The 18,978-nt window shown below is 30.6% G+C and carries 16 protein-coding genes and 5 pseudogenes; 17 read left to right on the top strand and 4 right to left on the bottom strand.

The features are described from left to right. Positions 1–134: 134 nt before the first annotated feature. From JFT95_RS27490 to JFT95_RS27480, 3 genes and pseudogenes are all read left to right on the top strand, one after another. A pseudogene (locus JFT95_RS27490) lies at positions 135–574 on the top strand (hypothetical protein). A gap of 262 nt (positions 575–836) precedes the next feature. Continuing rightward, positions 837–1,115, top strand: coding sequence for an AbrB/MazE/SpoVT family DNA-binding domain-containing protein (locus JFT95_RS27485; RefSeq protein ID WP_201053817.1), 279 nt, complete (start codon positions 837–839; stop codon positions 1,113–1,115). A 124-nt stretch (positions 1,116–1,239) separates the two neighbouring features. Further along, a complete protein-coding gene (locus JFT95_RS27480; RefSeq protein ID WP_201053816.1) occupies positions 1,240–1,527 on the top strand; it encodes a transposase in 288 nt (95 codons plus the stop codon). Between the two features lie 219 nt (positions 1,528–1,746). Here JFT95_RS27480 and JFT95_RS27475 read toward each other — a convergent pair whose 3' ends face one another. Then, the gene (locus tag JFT95_RS27475) at positions 1,747–2,790 is read right to left on the bottom strand and encodes a tyrosine-type recombinase/integrase (RefSeq protein WP_016119246.1); all 1,044 of its coding nucleotides are present in this window, start codon (positions 2,788–2,790) and stop codon (positions 1,747–1,749) included. A 230-nt stretch (positions 2,791–3,020) separates the two neighbouring features. On the opposite strand from JFT95_RS27475, the gene JFT95_RS27470 reads away from it, so the two are divergent. The 4 genes and pseudogenes from JFT95_RS27470 (at position 3,021) to JFT95_RS27455 (ending at position 5,099) form a co-directional block, all read left to right on the top strand. Next, complete coding sequence (locus JFT95_RS27470) at positions 3,021–3,371, top strand: zinc-finger domain-containing protein (RefSeq protein WP_033707514.1); 351 nt, start codon at positions 3,021–3,023, stop codon at positions 3,369–3,371. 21 nt (positions 3,372–3,392) lie between these two features. Further along, positions 3,393–3,905, top strand: coding sequence for a helix-turn-helix domain-containing protein (locus JFT95_RS27465; protein WP_078205078.1), 513 nt, complete (start codon positions 3,393–3,395; stop codon positions 3,903–3,905). Positions 3,906–4,440: 535 nt separating this feature from the next. Beyond that, positions 4,441–4,632: pseudogene (locus tag JFT95_RS27460) on the top strand (HNH endonuclease); the annotation flags it as partial. Between the two features lie 14 nt (positions 4,633–4,646). Continuing rightward, positions 4,647–5,099 carry an SMI1/KNR4 family protein gene (locus tag JFT95_RS27455; RefSeq protein WP_201053814.1) on the top strand — a complete coding sequence of 151 codons (453 nt, stop codon included), beginning with the start codon at positions 4,647–4,649 and terminating at the stop codon, positions 5,097–5,099. A 38-nt stretch (positions 5,100–5,137) separates the two neighbouring features. Here JFT95_RS27455 and JFT95_RS27450 read toward each other — a convergent pair whose 3' ends face one another. Then, complete coding sequence (locus tag JFT95_RS27450) at positions 5,138–5,518, bottom strand: DUF4878 domain-containing protein (RefSeq protein ID WP_201053812.1); 381 nt, start codon at positions 5,516–5,518, stop codon at positions 5,138–5,140. A gap of 569 nt (positions 5,519–6,087) precedes the next feature. Here JFT95_RS27450 and JFT95_RS27445 point away from each other — a divergent pair. Further along, positions 6,088–6,387, top strand: coding sequence for an ArsR/SmtB family transcription factor (locus JFT95_RS27445; protein ID WP_078204203.1), 300 nt, complete (start codon positions 6,088–6,090; stop codon positions 6,385–6,387). A 981-nt stretch (positions 6,388–7,368) separates the two neighbouring features. After that, positions 7,369–7,577 (top strand): annotated as a pseudogene (locus JFT95_RS30185) (hypothetical protein). Positions 7,578–8,129: 552 nt separating this feature from the next. On the opposite strand, the pseudogene JFT95_RS27440 reads toward JFT95_RS30185, so the two are convergent. After that, positions 8,130–9,239 (bottom strand): annotated as a pseudogene (locus JFT95_RS27440) (S-layer homology domain-containing protein); the annotation flags it as partial. 637 nt (positions 9,240–9,876) lie between these two features. Here JFT95_RS27440 and JFT95_RS27435 point away from each other — a divergent pair. Then, a complete protein-coding gene (locus JFT95_RS27435) occupies positions 9,877–11,304 on the top strand; it encodes an S-layer homology domain-containing protein (RefSeq protein WP_201053810.1) in 1,428 nt (475 codons plus the stop codon). Positions 11,305–11,453: 149 nt separating this feature from the next. Here the strand turns inward: JFT95_RS27435 and JFT95_RS27430 are convergent, their stop codons facing one another. After that, positions 11,454–12,008 carry a helix-turn-helix domain-containing protein gene (locus JFT95_RS27430; RefSeq protein WP_061676088.1) on the bottom strand — a complete coding sequence of 185 codons (555 nt, stop codon included), beginning with the start codon at positions 12,006–12,008 and terminating at the stop codon, positions 11,454–11,456. A 197-nt stretch (positions 12,009–12,205) separates the two neighbouring features. On the opposite strand from JFT95_RS27430, the pseudogene JFT95_RS27425 reads away from it, so the two are divergent. The 7 genes and pseudogenes from JFT95_RS27425 to JFT95_RS30055 all read left to right on the top strand — a co-directional run. Continuing rightward, positions 12,206–12,881 (top strand): annotated as a pseudogene (locus JFT95_RS27425) (D-serine ammonia-lyase); the annotation flags it as partial. Between the two features lie 54 nt (positions 12,882–12,935). Beyond that, entirely contained in the window at positions 12,936–13,442 is a 507-nt protein-coding gene (locus JFT95_RS27420; protein WP_061676089.1) for a DUF3902 family protein, read from the top strand. Between the two features lie 73 nt (positions 13,443–13,515). Continuing rightward, positions 13,516–14,337, top strand: a complete 822-nt coding sequence (locus JFT95_RS27415; RefSeq protein WP_078204015.1) for a peptidoglycan-N-acetylglucosamine deacetylase — start codon at positions 13,516–13,518, stop codon at positions 14,335–14,337. Positions 14,338–14,774: 437 nt separating this feature from the next. After that, positions 14,775–16,505 (top strand): methyl-accepting chemotaxis protein, encoded by a 1,731-nt coding sequence (locus JFT95_RS27410; protein WP_078204014.1) that lies wholly within the window; start codon positions 14,775–14,777, stop codon positions 16,503–16,505. 269 nt (positions 16,506–16,774) lie between these two features. Next, positions 16,775–17,617: an arylamine N-acetyltransferase family protein gene (locus JFT95_RS27405; protein ID WP_061676092.1), complete on the top strand. Its 843-nt coding sequence runs from the start codon at positions 16,775–16,777 to the stop codon at positions 17,615–17,617. Between the two features lie 283 nt (positions 17,618–17,900). Next, the gene (locus tag JFT95_RS27400; protein ID WP_002144117.1) at positions 17,901–18,047 is read left to right on the top strand and encodes a hypothetical protein; all 147 of its coding nucleotides are present in this window, start codon (positions 17,901–17,903) and stop codon (positions 18,045–18,047) included. Positions 18,048–18,548: 501 nt separating this feature from the next. Further along, positions 18,549–18,803 (top strand): SunI/YnzG family protein, encoded by a 255-nt coding sequence (locus JFT95_RS30055; RefSeq protein ID WP_033728921.1) that lies wholly within the window; start codon positions 18,549–18,551, stop codon positions 18,801–18,803. Positions 18,804–18,978 lie beyond the last annotated feature (175 nt).

Below are 18,978 nucleotides of genomic sequence, written 5' to 3'. Positions count from 1 at the left end.
ACTATAATAATGGTCTTGAATATAAGATATTCAACTTTAGGAAAAATTGCGGCGTACTAGCATGGAAAGATAACGTATGAAAACGAGCATTTCGTATGAAGGACCTCTGTTACCTATTTAAAAGGAGATTATACATGTTAGAAACTCTTGAAATGAGAAAAAAACAACGCGAAATGAAAATAAAAAAATATAAAAAAATACAAAAGTACTACAATCCATTTTTGTGGGTCATCTCAATTATTTATTTTATTTATTTCATAATCCTTGATAATTCGCTATCAGGACGTCTGTTACTATCATTCATTATCGGTTTGGCTCTTTGGAGCATAGGGCTAGCTATACATTTAAAACTCTTTTGTGAGCTAAAAGGAAAACAAAAAATCATGAATATAGAAACAATAAACGAAATGAAAAAAAAATATATATGAGTCCAGGAAGAAAAGAACGTTATATCAAAGATTATAACGCAACGAAAGATGAACTAGAAAAGTTAATGACTTATGCAAAATTCATGTTAGAAGCTAAAGGAAGAGAAAACGAAATAAAAGATGATAATAGGAATTTAGATATATAATTGTAGCAAGAGGGGAGTGTTATATATCGATATAACGATATATGGATTATCGTGAAACAGGAAAACAAATTGATGAGATTCAAAGACAATATCTATTAAGTTAGGCTACGGTTTTAACATTGGATAAAGCTATTAATCTTGTAGATAAAATTGTAGTATTAAATGCAGATGATACCAAGTAAACATCATTTAATACGCTTGTTCATATGTGATCTAAAGCTAGATATATGAAAATTTATTAAAAATAAAAGGGTGGTATAACATGAAATCAACAGGTGTTACACGTAAAATAGATGAATTAGGGCGTATTGTTCTTCCGAAAGAGTTAAGAAGAACATTAGGAATTGCAGAAAAAGATCCTATAGAAATATTTGTTGACGGTGAGATGATAATATTACAAAAATACAAGTCATATAATGCTTGTACAATAACTGGTGATATTTCAGAAAAAAATATTTCATTAGCTAATGGTCAAATCGTTCTTAGTACTGAAGGGGCTGAACATTTAATTAAGGAAATCCAGCAACACTTAGTTAATTAAGATCATTCTACTTAGTACATTACATCAAATTAAAGAAAAAAACATCTATATTATATGATCCCCTTATAGTAGACAGGAAAAAGAAAGCACATTAACCTGTTTACTATGGAGGGGATTTTTTTCTATGAGCAAAATTAGAGTCACTTACGATGTAGAATTTAAGAAAAAAGCTTTAGATTTATACTTAAAAGAAGGCATGAGCTATAAAACGGTTGAGAAAGAATTAGGCATTCATCACTCAGTTGTAAGTCATTGGGTGAAACACTTTGAAGCTGAAGGTATCAAAGGGCTAGAAGAAAAACGTGGGAAAGCGAAAGGGCCAGGTTTAGGTAGACCAAGAACGACATCCGAAAATCCAGAAGCTAAGATTAAACGATTAGAAGCGGAGAATGAGATGTTAAAAAGCTCTTAGGAATGTAAAAGGAGGTATGTCAGCTATATCCAAAGCGAGAAAGATTGTCTCAATAGAGGCAATCGCATTTGTTGTTTTTAGGGATATTTCCTAGATATCGATTTTGGAATTCGGGAAATATTTGTGAAATATTCACAAATCAACAACTAGAACTGAATTCAAATTTTAAGCCCTAAAAACGATACATCAAATCGAGATTCTTCTTATTATATATACTTACTAAAATAATGAATTTCCTATATCTATTGTGGCCAAGTTTTGACGTCTTGTACGTTCCCTTAAATAACGTTCCGTCGTCATAATAGATTCATGCCCTAAATAGTCACGTATTTTCTTAAGCTCGACACCTTTTCCCATCAAATGATTTGCAAAGAAGTGCCTGCAAGTATGGGGAGTAATTCTATCTTTTCGGTAACGTAGAAATGGTAAGTTTGTTTCTTCAATTTTTTCTGCTACATATTTTGATAAATAGTCGGCTCTATAATGAGAGCCATCCGCTTTAGGTAGAAAAGCAGATATGCTAGAGGGATTCAATTCAGTTGTTTGTTTACGCAATTGACGAAGACGACAGATATCATCGAGTACATCCTCAAAGATACGAACTTCTCTAGTTTTATTTCCTTTTCCAACTACACGTAGGAGATAGACATTTAAAGAAGGATGAAATGCAAGGTCAGCCCATTTTGCATTTGCAACTTCTTCAATCCGGAGTCCAGTAGTCGTAAGAAGGAAAAACAAGGAATACATAAAGAAATTTGTTTTTTTGAGTGTATCTAGAATTTCATTCACTTCTTCAGGAAAGAGGTCACGGTTGACCAGCTCTTCTTTTTTTACAGATACTTTTTTGAGACGACTACTATAGTCATCTGAGAGACCATTGTTATCATAAACGTACTTTAGAAACTGCTGGACTACCGTTTTCTTTCGACGTAATGTAGTGGCAGCATACTTCTTACTTAGTTGATAGAAGTAGATTTCCATCTCATTATGGGATAAATCGTGAATGGTTCCGACTGTTTCTTTTATGTAGCGAAGAAAATGAGACAGATCATGCAGATAAATCTTTTTTGTTCGTTCACTTCTTTTTTTCGTTAAAGAAGGTTCATCGTGTAGAAATAAATAAACCAATGATTCTTCACTTAATTTAGAATAGTCAATATTTCGGATGCCCATACCCATAATTTTTTCAAAATGACTGCTATCAAAAAAATCTGATTTTGATTGTACCAGTTGGTTACTATGTCCGTAATTTATAATATTCAAATGTAAACACACCCTTAAATAAAATGAAATAACACACTTATATTTTATATAAATTTTTATGATTCTAATTATACCACAATAAATGCATTATTTATTGTGGTATAAAATGAAATGTTTAAATATATATTTTTACCTTAATATTTAACGTTTCTGTTTAGATGATGTATAATGGAAATGTTTAATTTATTTTTTTGTACATTTCAATCCAAGTGCGGTAGGAGGAGATTTTTTTGACTAATCTTCGTCGGAAGATTTTACATGAAATCTATAATTTAGAAGATACCCATTGTTCAATTTGCCCTCTGAACAACCTATCAGTGAATTGTACAGATGAGCAAGAACAGGCAAAACAAAGAAACTATAAACATTGCAAAGGTTGTCCCATTTTCGATTCCATCCGAGAAAAAGGAGAGAAATTGAATTCTTTATCCAAAAAGAGTACATTTAATAAGGTACGAGAACGTTATATGGAAAATCCATTTAAGTATCTGCAGTATAAGGAGTACTCAATCACAGATGTAGTAAAAGAAACAGGTTTAACAAAGTATCAACTAAGAAAATTTAAACAACAGCTAGAATGAAAGTTTCGGATGAGGTGAGAAATGGACTATTTATCTTTAGAAGAGGTATGCGATAGGGTAGGTTTAACAAAAAATCAATTAGGCTATTTAATTAAGTATAAACACATCGAACCTATCAATCTGGATACCTGGAAAGCAGATGGTGGATATCGTTTTGAGCAAGAAGATGTAAAAAGGTTAGAGGAATTATACAAAGACTCTTTAACATTAAAAGAAGCGGCTGAATTTCTAAATAAATCTAAGACTTACGTTCATAATGCAGCTAAAGATGGGATATTGCCCTTTAAAGAGATTGCTAAAGGGAAATCTACTGAACGATTGTACTTAAAAAATGATCTGGAAATTTTCAAAGAAAGAATTGAAAATAGAACAAAAGAGGAGTCGAAAGAAAAAAAGCAGCATTTAAGTCTATATCTTGATGAAAAGGTAGTAGAAGCAATAAAGAAAAAGGCTGCAAAGAAAGGATATAATGGCTACAAGAAGTTTGCTGAAGACATTTTATCCGCAGAAGTAAAAGAAGACATAGAAGAATAGAAATTCTAGTGAGAATAGACCTCTAAAAAACACAAAAACGTTATAAGTGGTCTATTTTTATTTTTAAGAGGCTTTTTAACTATCAGGTCTAAATACATTACCTAAGATGACAATGTTGTTTACAGATGAATTTGAGAGGTCGTTTTTTTAGTTCCGTTCCGTAAAAAATTCATTGTAATTACAAAAAAGGGTCTATATATATAATATAGAAAATAGAGGGAAAGATAACAGATAATTTTAAGAGCGTTTTATTTAAGTTGAAAAAAGTGTAAAGAAAGAAATGAGAGGTAAGGATCCCAGGATTATAAATACAAAGACTTCATTTGGAACTTGGTAGGCCTATGAGAATGCTAGAGAGTTCGGGCAGACATATATCGCGGAGTACATCAAAAAGCATACAAGCTTTATTTGAAATTTACATAATAAAAAACAGCATATCAAACTATAATAAATTATGAAAAAACAAGAAATATAGTATACATATTTAGATTATAGTAAACTAAAGTATTTTCAAAATCCTAAACTAATAGATTATGAAAAGACTGAATTGGCTTTAAAATTTACGGATGAAGAAATTCAATTATTTAAAATAGGAAAAACTCCAGAGCATTATACATGGCATCATCATCAAGACACTGGAAGGATGCAACTTGTAGATTATCAGACTCATCATGATACTGGTCATACAGGTGGATATAAAATTTGGGGAAAAGATAGCGATAAATAGGGAGGTACTTAGCCATGAGTCACATTACATGGATTAATGTAAATGAAAAAAGAGTAACAGATGACCAAATTAAACAATTAGAACAATACTTAAATATTAAATTTCCTAATGATTTTCTTGAGTGTGTACAAGAATATGATGGTGGATATCCAACGCCAGATACATTTAATATTCCAAATCAAGATGAAAATTCACTTAATAATCTTTTAACCTTAGATTCTGATAGAAAATATTCATTTCTAGAAATATATAATAATACGAAAGATAGATTACCTGACAAAATATATCCTTTTGCTAGAGATCCATTCGGCAATCTTCTATGCTTTAATTATCGAAACAACACTGATTCACCAACAATCGTATTCTGGGATCATGAGGAAGAAGACATAGAGGAAGCAATATATCCTGTTTGCTCAACACTTACAGAATTACTTGCTAGTCTACGTGATTTCGAAGAAGAAGATTGAGGAAACTAAAAAACGGCCTAGAATTCTAGACCGTTTTTTTATGATTTACTAATTTTCCAACCATCATCCGTTTTCTCTAGTTCAATTACGATTACTTTTTTAGGATTACCTTTATATACAGCATCAACAGTTACTGTAGCAATTTCATTTTTCTCTTCGATTTTTCGAATTTTATAGCTTTTAAGATCCTTGCTAACGGATTTGATTAGTTCTGCATTTCCGCCCACAAAAGCAACGATTTTCTTCGCTTCAGGAGTGAATAACTCTCCAAAATCTTTTACATTTCCTTCTTTTGCATCTTCGAAATACGCTGTAGCAACTTCTTCGGGATCACGATTATTTCCACATGCTGCAAGTGCTGTAACTGATAAGGCCATTACCACCATTAACATGATCATACGTGTAAATTTGTTCTTCATTCAAACCACTCCTTATATATAACGTAATTTTAACTCTTAAAAAGGGCTAAATTACTTGTATAAGTATATAATAATTAAAACTGTAAACTATATATTTTTAGATATTATTTTTATGATATTAAAGGTATTAAAAGTGAAGGGAAGTAGGGGAAATCTACCTATTACTATAATTTTGATTTCAATTTTATACACTAGTATAATAATAATGTCAGAGCATGCTCTGATCAGTCAGCGTTATAGGGGTATAACAGACACATTCATTTTTAAAATCATAAAATCGGATTCACTTATCTTTACTTTAAAAATGGGTATATTGATGGCACTAGTATTTTTATACTGCATAATTCATTAATTCAAAGCTACAAAGAGATAAAATTTCTTTGTAGCTTTTTTAATTACTAAACACATCTAAAAAACTTCACGACAAACACATATTAACTCCGCACATAGCACAAGTTGAAATTATATAATTAATTCATAGTTAAACGCACAGAGGATTTTAATATAATAATATTAGGAATATACATTGAAAATTTGAATAAAATATAAATTGAATGCGAGGTTGTATTATGAACAAATTTAATAATGATAATGTACAAGTTTTAGTTTCTGAAGAAAATGTTGAACTATTAAAAGTTATGGCTCATCCAATACGTCTACAAATTGTTAGTGAATTGGCTAAGAGCAAGAAATTAAATGTAACACAATTAACTAATATTTTGGATATTCCACAATCAACAGTATCGCAACATTTATCCAAAATGAAAGGGAAAGCACTGAAAGCTGAAAGAAAAGGGTTAGAGATGTACTATTATATTCAAAGCTCCAAAGCTGATAAAATCATACAAATACTGGGTCATGCTAATTAAATTGAAAAAATAGGTGAATGTACACCCAAACAGGGATTACAATTCACCTATTTTTTATTTTATAAAAAACATAAAAACGTTATAGTATAACATCTTGGCTATATTCAAGACATGAAGACTTCATTGAAGAAATGAAAAGTATAAATGAGTTAGTAGCAGTATTAAAACACGCTCTTTAATGAACGTGTTTATCTTTGTAACAAAGATAAACAAAAAATATTAATATAATAAGATTTTAAAATTCACGTAATGTTTCCTGCTTATTATTAGAGCAGGGGGTGTTAATATGACTGTAAGCTTATTTTTTGTTAAACTTATTTCTGCAATTGTAGCATCTGCATGCGTAGTACCTGCTATTAATGGTATCTTTAGTAAAATTGAAGAATATGTAGGCTAAAGCATCCATAGCGGTGCTTTTTTTGTTATATAGGGTAATATCATATAGGAGTAGAAGCCATGCATATGATAAAAAAGAACAATTCCGGTAGGAATCCTGATTGTTCCTTGAAATGTGTCCTATATTTGCACCAGAACCGCGTGAACTACTCGCCACTTAGCAAAGCTTGAAGTGGGAGCTTCTCAGTTCCACGACGAAAGTACCCTTTCGTCTCCCTGAGCGTTACTTCGGGGTGTTCCACCCCTAGATGTCCAACGCTTGGACGCTCTTTTGGTACGGTTGATATTTTACGCAGGAACCGAATGGCTTGGTTTTCGCACTCTATTTTCTTCCTGCAACCTCATATATCAAGTTATCAAAGAACTTCATATAGCTAGTTTATCAAAAGTTTTTGGCTATGCCAAACCGAAATTCATCTCCGACCTACCGTTGGGATACGCCCTTCACACGCTTGAGGAAGGAGAATTCTTTCGGGGAATTCTTTAAAATTAAGATGGTTCAGTTGTAGGAAGGAACCTTATGGTATCCTTTAACTATTTTTTATATAATTGTAGTATATAAATAAATAGTTAAAAGAAAGGTAAGTGAATATTATAATTAATTCGAACCATTTAATCCAACAATAAATGACATAGCGATCAAACTTGCTATGGTACTGTTTATACCGTTATTCTTATCATTGCTTGTCAAAGTCATACTTATGAAATTTATGAGAGAATCGATCGCTGGCAGACTAGCATATCTATCTTGTCTATTTTTTATGTACTATGTATTTAAATTTGTTACAGAGTAGAAAGGCACCTTAGGGTGTCTTTTCTTTATAAATAAAAGTAACGTAGTATTTAAACCTATACGTTCACACAAAATTACATGTATTTAGTTATGTAAATCTATAAAATTTTAGTTTGGATTTTCTTGTCCCAATCAAATTCCAAAAATGAAAGTTTAGACTTTCTTGTCTAAATAGTTCCCACTTTCATGTCTTTGTACATCCTTGTTGTAGAAAGACATAAAACTCTAAACTAAAATCTCATGAAAGTCTAAACTTTTTGAACTAGGGACAAGAAACCTTAAACTACTTAGCTTATAATAAAATATCCATGAAATTATTCTAAATAAATAGATTTATAGGGGATAAAATGTTCCATTTTAATAATTATAAATCCCATTCACTTATACAAAAGACAAGAAGCTTCTTAATTGTAAGAAGCCTCTTATTTTTAGCTTTAGACAAAGCAAATTTATATCAATTTTAAATAACTAACACAACCATAGATATTAGAGAAATAGCATCTATATACTTATTAGTATGGGGATTTTCCCATTGGAAACCTAATATTTATTTTGCCAACTTTTCAATGATTGGAGCTTTAGCAGATAATTCATCATTTGATGGATTTCTCATAAAATCTGCACCATACATAGTAACCGTATCCCCAACTTGAATATTCTCAAGCACTTCCGAAGAAACAACAGCAGTAACGGTCAGGCCTTCACTAGAAATTTGGATAGTGTCCTTTGTTTTATTGATTACATTTCCAGTGTGCATTATATATTGGTTTTTTAACACGTTTTCTTCATTTTCTTTTTGAACAATTGCATATTTAGCTGTATCTGGTTGACCTGGTATTGATCCTATAAAAATAGGTGCATAAATGGTAACGGTATCCCCAATCTGAATATCTCTAAGGACCTCAGGGGAAGAAACGATAGCGTATACACTTGAATTTTCACCAGAAACCACTAAACCTTCTTCTGTTTTTTCAATTACTTTACCCGAACGCTTTTGATGCTGATTTAGAAGAGTATTAGTATTTGTATAGTCTTTTTCTTTTAATTCACTATTCATCTCTCTAGACAACATATCAGTTTTAGCAGTAAGTTGAACAGCTTCAACACGTGTTATCACTCTATTTGGTTGCCAACCATTATCAGTACCAGCGGAAATTTTTAAGTCAATCAAAATATTGGCATATTTTTCTCCCCAATGTCCTTTTAAATCTTCAAATTTACTTTGGCCATTATCATTTGTTGTACTCTGTAGTTTATAAGCATTTACTAGCATAGTAGCCATGGCAGCACGAGTAACTTTTCCGGATGGATTGAAGAGTCCATTCCCTTCACCTTTAATAATGCCAGTTTTTTCAGCAGCAGCAATATAGGGAGTAGCCCAGTGGTCTTGGGTATCTGTAAAAGAAGGTTTGGCTTTTGTATCAATTTTTATCCCTAAGGCTTTTGTTATAATTGTTGCGGCGGAAGCTCGATCTAACGTAGCGTTTGAGCCAAAGGTACCATCTGGTAAACCTGATATAGCTTGTTTATCTACTAAATAATTTACAGATTCCTCTGCCCACTTTGGAACATCAGGAAACTTTTGAGTATCCGCAAAAATACTAGAAGAATAGGATAATATAGCCCCCGCGAGGAGACCTGTTGTGATTAATTTGCGCTTCATAAAAATATACACCTCTACCAATCTATTGTATTACCAAATTGAGTTTTTTTATTTTTATATTTATATGTTTGTGATGATGCTGACATCTATTCAATTTGGTGTAACGATTATAGTTACTTATATGCACGAGTGTCAATGAATAACTTTAACATAAATGTATAATATTTACATAAAAAATCAATATAAATTAATTTTATTTATTAAAATTTAATAATGTATTGACTTATTAATGTATACTTAATTATAATGAATTGATATTAATTCTCAAGTGTATTTACTAGTTTAACAAGAATACAAAACCAACTTGAATTTAATAAAAAAGTTGAATATAAACTTATATTTATTCATTGACACTTATATGTAAATAACTACAATCATTGAACTAAATGTATGTTACGCTTATAAAATTTTAAGAGATGTATATTGATAGAGAACTTTTTCTCTATATACTCTGTTGAATAAAGAGCTTTTGTTTACACAATTCCTTATATATATTTTCCATTAAAAATATGGTTAATTATTCAATAAACAAACCAACATTCATTGCAATTTTTTATTCTTATTTCTTAATAAAGGAATAATGTAAATTAAATGCATGAGAATGGATAGAAATTAAGATTTAGAAGGAGAATATTTTATGAAATCCAAGTTAATTGCTACAGGAATTATTGCAGGAAGTCTACTATCCTACTCATCTAATATATTTGCAGATACTCAAAAATTTCCTGATGTTCCAAAGTGGGCAGAGGAATCTGTAAATTATTTAGTAGATAAACAAGTATTAAGTGGCTACCCAGATGGGATTTTTGGGTCAAATGATTCATTAGACAGAGCTTCTGCGGCGACTATTATGACAAGGGTTTTGGGTACGAAAATTGACTTCTATGCAAAACCTTCCTTTACAGATTCACAAAACCATTGGGCTACTCCCTATATTGCTGCTGCTGAAAAAGCTGGCATCATTAAAGGAGAAGGGAATGGCATCTTCAATCCAACTGGAAAAGTTACACGTGCTGCTATGGCGACAATGCTAGTAAATGCTTATAAACTACAGAGTACAACAAATGATAATGGCCAAAGTAAATTTGAGGATTTAAAAGGACATTGGGGTGAAAAATTCGCCAATATTTTAATTAACTTAAAAATCTCAGTTGGGACTGATAACGGTTGGCAACCAAATAGATTCATAACACGAGCTGAAGCCGCTCAACTTACTGCTAAAACTGATATGTTGCAACAAAATCAAAACAATGGTTTAGAAGACAAAGAAATCATTACTGCTACATCATATGAAGATTTAAACTTAACAGTGGCTTCTAATATTACTGCCCAAGAAATTGATAGTTTTATTGCACAATACCATTCAGATAGTCCATTAGTTGGACATGGGAAAGACTTTATCAACGCACAAAATAAATATGGTGTAAATGCTCTATATTTAGCCGCTCATGCAATTTTAGAATCTGGATATGGAAAATCAGAAATTGCATATCAAAAACATAATCTATTCGGATTACGTGCATATGATGGAGATCCGTTTAAATATGCAAAATATTTACCAACCTACAGCGACAGTATTGCTTATAATGCTAATTATGTGCGAGAAAGATATTTAGAAGAAGATGGTATGCATTATAACGGACCAACGTTAGCTGGTATGAACGTGAAATATGCATCAGATAAAGGATGGGCTAACAAAATTGCAGGTATTATGGGGCGTATTAAACCGTTCCGTGCAAAAGACTATACACATGCAAAAAAATTACCGAAGAACCCTGAAACATTAGATGTCGAAGCGTTATCTAATGAAATACCGTATAAAATGTATGAAGATGGTTCGAGCGCAAATATTGTATCATCAGCCGCTTACTATCATGTACCTTATCCATTTCATTTAAAAATTAAAAGTAAATCAGATGTAGCAGTCGATGAAAATAAAGTTGGTACAGTAACTCCTGGAACAAACATCTTTATTTATCGTGAAGATCCAAATGGATGGATAGAATTCTCTTTTGAAACTCATGGAGAAAAATACTGGGCATTAAAAAGTAATTTAAGTATGTAATTAGAAAGGTCTCTCTCACTACTCTTAATCGTTTAGATTATAATCCCATATAATTATGAGACAAGTTTTTTACTTTTTTTAAATATAGTTATGTATACAAAAAAGTTAGAGAATTATTTCCTCTAACTTTTATGCGCTAGTATTTAAAATTAAAAAGATGGTGGGGTTACTCCAAATATAACAGTGACTTTGTGTAAAGAAGTGTTTTCCCATTTATGTTTTGCGTATGGTGGGATTTTAACACTATCACCTGGATTAAGAAGTAGAACCTCATCATTTAGATATAGTTTTACTTGTCCTTCCATAATAAATGCTATTTCTTCACCTTTATGTGCCACAGGCTCCATAGATGAAGCGGTTTGAGGTAGCAGATTCATTAAAGCCAATTCCAGTGATCCATCTAAATTAGGAGATAATAACTCATACGAAACATTACCGCTTTCAGGGAAGGTTATTTGTTTTCTTTGTTCCGCTCTTACAACTAATTCTTCTGTATTGGTATCTTCCAAGAAAAAATTAAATAAAGGAATATTTAATGCTACAGAAATTAATTTTAGTGTTTGTAATGATGGATTCGTGATCCCTTTCTCAATCTGACTTAACATGGAAGGTGTTATATCAGCTAATTCAGCTAAACGTTTACTAGTTAATCCTGCACCTTTTCTAAATCCCATAATTTTTTGACCAACATTAATATTGTTCATATACATAATCCCCTTTAAATGAGTGAAATTTATTAAATCAAAATTAATTTTATTTACTTATACTTAATATGTTGTTAATATATACTTAATTATAATAAATTATGATTAATTTTCAAACATTTATATCGTTGTAAGAATATTAAATAAGACGTGAAGTGATTGAAATGGATTGATTATATTTACAAGGGGGTTTATGACTGAGAGAAATTGCAAATGAAACAAAAGAGAATTTGAGAAAGAAGTATCCATTTTTTCAAAAATTAATTGAAACCGAGGAAGTTTTTTTGCTTAACCCAAGTAAGACAGATTTTGAATCTTTTATTCTAGCTAGTACTTTAACTAGAGTGGATGTTATAGATGCAGAAGATCGATTAAAACGATTTGCTCCATAATAATGCAAAAGTTTTTCCTGAAACACAAGAGGCGAATGGCATTATTGAATCGCCACTAGTAAATATTAATTCCATGAAACAATATCTGCAAGAAGAATATAAAGAGGAAATACCAGGACAATTATTACTAAAATGTAATAGTCATCTTCCCATTTCAGGATCTATTAAAGCAAGAGGCGGAGTATATGAGGTATTAAAACACGCCGAAGATTTAGCTTTGAAACATCATTTATTAACTAAACAAGATGATTATTCCGTATTAGATAGTGACAGGTTTAGAACATTCTTTTCAAATTATTCAATTGCAGTAGGTTCGACCGGAAATTTAGGGTTAAGCATTGGAATTATGAGTGTAAAGTTAGGATTCAATGTAACTGTCCATATGTCAACTGATGCGAAAACGTGGAAAAAGAATCTACTTAGAAGTAAAGGCATTACTGTTATTGAATATACAACAGACTATAGTAAAGCGGTAGAAAAAGAAGAATACAAGCTAATAATGTATTCTTAAGTTTTTAAAGGATGTGAAATGAACATGAAACCAGTTTTAAAAAATATAATTATTTCCCTTGTTTTTTCAATAGTAGGGGTGTGTTGGTCGCTGTTTGTCTTCTTTATGTTAGATGCAGACTGGCTATTGATTTGGATAGGTGTATTAATGGCATATCTATCGTTGTATATTGTGATAGGTCTATATAGCAGAAAAACGTACGACTCAAAATTCGCTAAAGTGCTTCTAAAAACAATAATTACAACCTTTAGTTTTGGAGTATTAGGAATATCATTCGGAGTTGTACACGAGATATTAGGACCATTGAGTCTTACTTTAATGACATGGTATTGGTTTCTAATGCTATTTTTATATTTAATACCCATAATATTATTAGTGATTTTAGTATTTGTAAATCGTAAAAATCATAATTTCCCTGGGGTATATAGTATACTTATACTTCTAAATATACTTCTTACGCTATGGCCGTTATTTTGGCCGTTATTTATTACTTTTATGGCAACTGGTATGAATGCAAGTGCAGGATGGTAGTAGCATTTAAATAGTATAAAAGTAGATAATCCAACATGAACTCAGTTAATAAATTAGAAAGAAGAATTATAGAATGAGAATTAAGCTTAAGAAAAAGCGAATTATAAGTGTATTATTTGCCATTATATTAGTATCAATAGGTTATTACATGTTTCAATCTATTACGAACCCTAAGCTGGTAAATGCGAAAGAGGTAAACAGTGTTCAACAAGTGAGCAGTCTACCTAAAAATGAATTAAAAAAATCGATACCTAGTCGTTTTGATGGTAAAGAAAGAAAAGTTGTATATTTAACTTTTGATGATGGACCAGGAAAATATACAGCTAACCTATTAGATGTATTAAAGAAAAATAATGTAAAAGCAACATTCTTTTTAATTGGTGATAATGTGAAAAGGTTCCCAGATTTAGTGAAACGAGAGCATGTAGAGAACCATTATGTTGGCATGCATAGCATGACACATGATTTTAAAAAGTTATACACCAATAAGGAATATGTTAAGGAAATGAAAGAGGATCAATCTTTAATTAGAAATGTTATTGGAAACGCACCGAAATTAACACGCCCACCATATGGATCAATGCCTGGCTTAAATGAATTACTTCGAAATGAAGTGGTCGTGAATAATTTAAAAGTTTGGGATTGGACAATTGATTCTTTAGATTGGAAATACAATAAATTACCCGTTGATGTAGCAGCTGCAAAAACTGTTCAAAATGTATTAGCAGGTGCGACGTCTTCAAAAGAAATTGTTTTAATGCATGATATTCATCCACAATCTGTCGCGGCAGTTCCAGCAATTATAAAAGGATTAAAAGAAAAAGGTTATGAATTTGAAGCTTATGATGAGAATAATCATTTTCCAATAAACTTCTGGCATGATAACCGGATATAAAAAAGAATATGTATTAATTATAGAATGGAATAAATGATATAGGGTTTAAATATATGTAAGAGCGTGTTTAGTTAATAAATGAAAACACGCTCTTTTAACTGGCTATTTTTTTATTAATTTAATTTAAGTTGATATTATCCCCTTTAGGTAGACAGTGTGAAAAAGACCATGTATACACATGGATGTTACACTATTACTTGGAGGGAGATTAACTTACACCATGCAAATAGTAGTTAAATTCAGATCTAACTACTACATTATCACTACAGAAATTGATTAAACCTAAAACATGTATCAATTCTAAAATAAATAGTTACGTTATTTTAGAAAAGCTTTTACGGATTTTCCAATGGATATAAATAATTAAATGTCGCATTTTGTCGTTTATTTTTATATAATTATCATTTAATCAATATATAACAATGAGGAGGATTTAATTGTCGTTTTTAAAAAACAGTAAAATTGGCACAACATTAAACGTATTGGTAGTTATAGCAAGTGTCGCTTGTATAATATTATCTATACTAGGATTTTGGGGTCTTAAAAAAGGTGAGTATGCTTCTACTACTATGTATGAAGATAGTTTATTACCAATTCAGTGGATAGGAGCAATAGAGTCTAATTATTATCTTATCAATATGAATGTAAAGGAAACTATTCTATCAAAAGATGAAAAAAGAATAAAAGAGCTTTTGACAGAAATAGATGTAGCTCGTACAGAAACTGATCAGTTATTAAAGAAGTTTGAGACTAGAGTTAGTTCTAATAAAGAAAAAGAATTGTATACAACATTTTATACAACATTTAAAGAATTAAGAACACAACTGAAGAAAGTACAAGATTTGGGACAATCTAATAATGAAGAAGCATATGCTTATTACCTAAAAGAGGTTGATCCTAATATGAAAAAGTCAATTCAGGCAATTCGTGAACTTATCCAATTTAATAATAATAATGCAGATCAATTACAAAAAAATAATACTGACAGTGCAACAAATACCATGATGCTGTTTATTAGTATCTCCATTATAGCAATTGCAATAGTCATTTTTATTGGTTATATCATTAAAAGTGCAATCAAACAACCAATTGTATTATTAGAAAGAGATATGGAGCGAGTATCTGAAGGTGACTTAACAATACGCACTTCTTATAAATCAAATAATGAATTGGGAAGCATTGTGAAGTCTTTTAATAGTATGCTGGATAACTTGCAACAATTAATTGGAGAAGTAAAAATCACAACACAAGAGGTTATTTCTTCTACCAATGGGATGTTGCAAGATACTAAACGAGCATCTCATATATCAAGAGAGGTTGTTCAAACTATATCTGAGGTCGATGAAAAAATAGAAGGACAAGTTACTAGTATCCAAGAAAGTTCATCATCAATGGAAGAAATTGCGAATGGAGTTCAAACAGTAGCTGAATCTTCAGCAATGGTTACAGAAGTGGCTGTCACAACAACAGAACAAGTCAATTCTGGTAGTGAAGTGATAAAACAATCTATACTTCAAATGAATAGTATTCATGAGGTTGTTGAAGAAACATCCAAAGTAATAGATAGGCTTGTTACACGTACGCAGCAAATTGATAAAGCTCTGGATGCTATCACTAATATTGCTGAACAAACAAACCTTCTTGCCTTAAACGCCTCAATTGAAGCTGCACGTGCTGGAGAAAATGGAAAAGGATTTGCGGTGGTGGCAGCAGAAGTGGGGGATTTAGCTGAGAAGTCTAAAAAATCCGCAAATGAAATCAATAATTTAATACAATTAATTCAAAGAGATACAAAAGATACAGTTGATGCAATGCAAAAAGGCCAACAAAAAGCTTCGGAAGGAAAAGAAACTGCTAATAAAGCAGATCAAGCATTCTCATCTATTATGGTGGCTATTAATAAAATCACTAGCCAAATTCAAGAAGTATCTGCAGCGACAGAAGAAATGTCTGCCGGTACAGAAGAAGTAAATGCCTCTATGTCGAGTGTTTCTGAAACTGCAACACAAGTAGCTAAGGAAACAACTCAAACTGTACATTCAATCCAATCACAAGCAGCCTCAATTGAGGAGATATCGAATCAATCTAACAAAATAAAAGAAAAAGTAGAAGCATTGTCAGCATTAGTTTCAAAATTTATTATTGAAGAGCAAAAAAACGAGAAATAAAATATATCAAATATGACAAAAAAGTACAGGTCCTTAATCAATTAAAGGCCTGTACTTTTTTATCATTTTAGCCAAGAAGACTCCTTCCTCAAGGAACGTGAAATTTGTTTTTGGATAAATTTTCATATAATAAATAGCTTTATGTTATGTCTTATATAAAAACATACCATAAAGAACTTGATTTTATTTTATTACACTTGATTATATATTTATTTAGTGTACCATTATAGATAATGGTTAAATTTTCTATAAATGGAAGGTGATGCACAGTGTTAACTGAATTACAAAAAAGTTTTTTCTCACGGTTACAGATATCTCCGAAAGAAGATGTAAGCTTTGAAAATTTACATGAAATTCTTCAGCAAATGGCATATGTAATACCTTATGAAAATTTAGACGTTATGAACAAAAATATCCGGAAAATTACTAGAAAGAATGTTCAAGAAAAATTACTATTAACTCAACGCGGAGGACTATGTTACGAGCTCAATACCGTATTATATTATTTTTTACTTGATTGTGGATTTGATGTCTATCGCATATCTGGTACGGTCTACGATTTAGGTGGTGATAAGTGGAAGCCTGACGATGGACATGTGATTATTATTTTAAATTATAATAATCAAAAATACATCATAGATGGGGGACTTGCCTCACATCTTCCATTACACCCAGTTCCATTTAGCGGTGAAGTGATCTCATCTCAAACGGGAAAATATCGTATTCGTAAACAGAATACTGAAAAAGGAACTTACCTACTAGAAATGAAAAAAGGAGAAAATGGGGAGAGTGCCCAATTCCTTAATTCTGAACCTACTAATACATGGTGCACTGGGTTTGCATTTTCATTAGATGAAATAGATACAAACAAAGTAAATGCTATACAAAATATTATTGTAGAGCACCCCGAATCACCTTTTAACAAAGGATACATTGTCTGCAAATTAATTGAAGATGGACATATTTCACTTACTAAAAAAAGTTTTACAGAAACAAGAAAAGGTCAAAAAAGTAAACGAACTATAAATGAAGAAGAATATCAGCAGATTCTTAAAGAAGTATTTAATATTTCTCTAGATAAATACCTCGATAAAATTTTAGAAAGAGGCTAGCTTAAACTAACTCATATAAAATTTCTTTGTCGTTTAAAAATAGATTTGTTTAAATAAAATTACATTTTTATACCTTTATATAATTTCAATTGAGATAGTTAGTATACTTTATTTACAATATGTTTTAAGAGTGGAAAAGCATAATTTTTTATGCAGTATTAGAAAAAGCACTCGAAAGAGTGCTTTTTTCGTTCATAAAATTATAAATCAATATAGCTATAAAAGTAACTGATTTGTATTTTACTTTTAATAGAATAATATTGTATTTTAAGGAGTGTTAATCTTGAGAAGAACAACAGAATACATATTAGGGCTTACTGGTGGAATTATGGGTATCTTATTTTCCATTTATGCTATATTTATTGATAATCTAAGTAAGACTCTTAAAGTAGAAGGTATAAATGTAATAATAGGCTTAAGTATCAATTGAGGAGATATCGAATCAATCTAACAAAATAAAAAGTAGAAGCTTTATCGAAATTAGTTTCAAAATTTATTATTGAGGAAAAAGGAAAAGAGAAATAATAAATATCAAATATGATGATATAAGATTTTAAAAAAAGACTATTGTAACTTTTATAAAATACAATGGTCTTTTTTATTTTCATTGAGCAGATGTGTCAAAAAATCCCACACTATTGTCTACAAAGATTTTGTTTTCATCAATTTATGCCTTATTTGATTCGCTAATAGAATAGCAGCTTTTTTTCAATTAATTACTGTTAAATTGAAAAGAAACGAAATTGATTAATAGTAGTCAAATCGTATTTAATATAGTGTATTTTTATGAAAATAAGGAGTTTGTACATGTAATTTTGCATACATAAGCACAAATTCTTAAAATCCTTATATCATGATAGATGGTTTAATTTAAAATAATTTAGGTAATTGGTTAATTATTTATCTAAAATTAATAAAGGATTGATATAAAATGTCAATAATTAGCATAACAAAGTCCCAAGATAGTATAATGATTGCATGGCAATCAGCAGAGATTACCATCCCTTTAAAAGATATAATTACTATATCTACGAATGACGTTCCTTATAATAAGCTCGATCATGTTGTTTATATTGGAACTCCATCTTCCTCGAAGAATAGAATACTAGTACATACTACAAACTTAAACTTCATTATATTTGTTGTTAATCCATCTATAATCTTAGAAGAAATTAATATTGAGTAATACAGTTCTAATAAGAAGTGTAGAACGGCATGTAAGTCTAAACTAAAATCTCATTAACAAACGTTGATAAATAGACAGTAAATAAATTTTGTACTTTCTTCTCGAAATAGTTTAGAGATTCATGTCGTTTGTAAAAAGTCATGAAAGTAGGAACTGATTTTAAAGTGTAAAATGC

Source organism: Bacillus sp. TH17 (genome assembly GCF_016651125.1).
Taxonomy (GTDB): Bacteria; Bacillota; Bacilli; order Bacillales; family Bacillaceae_G; genus Bacillus_A; species Bacillus_A mycoides.
Note: the sequence above shows the minus strand (reverse complement) of the source record. Positions and strands in the feature narration are given on the sequence as shown.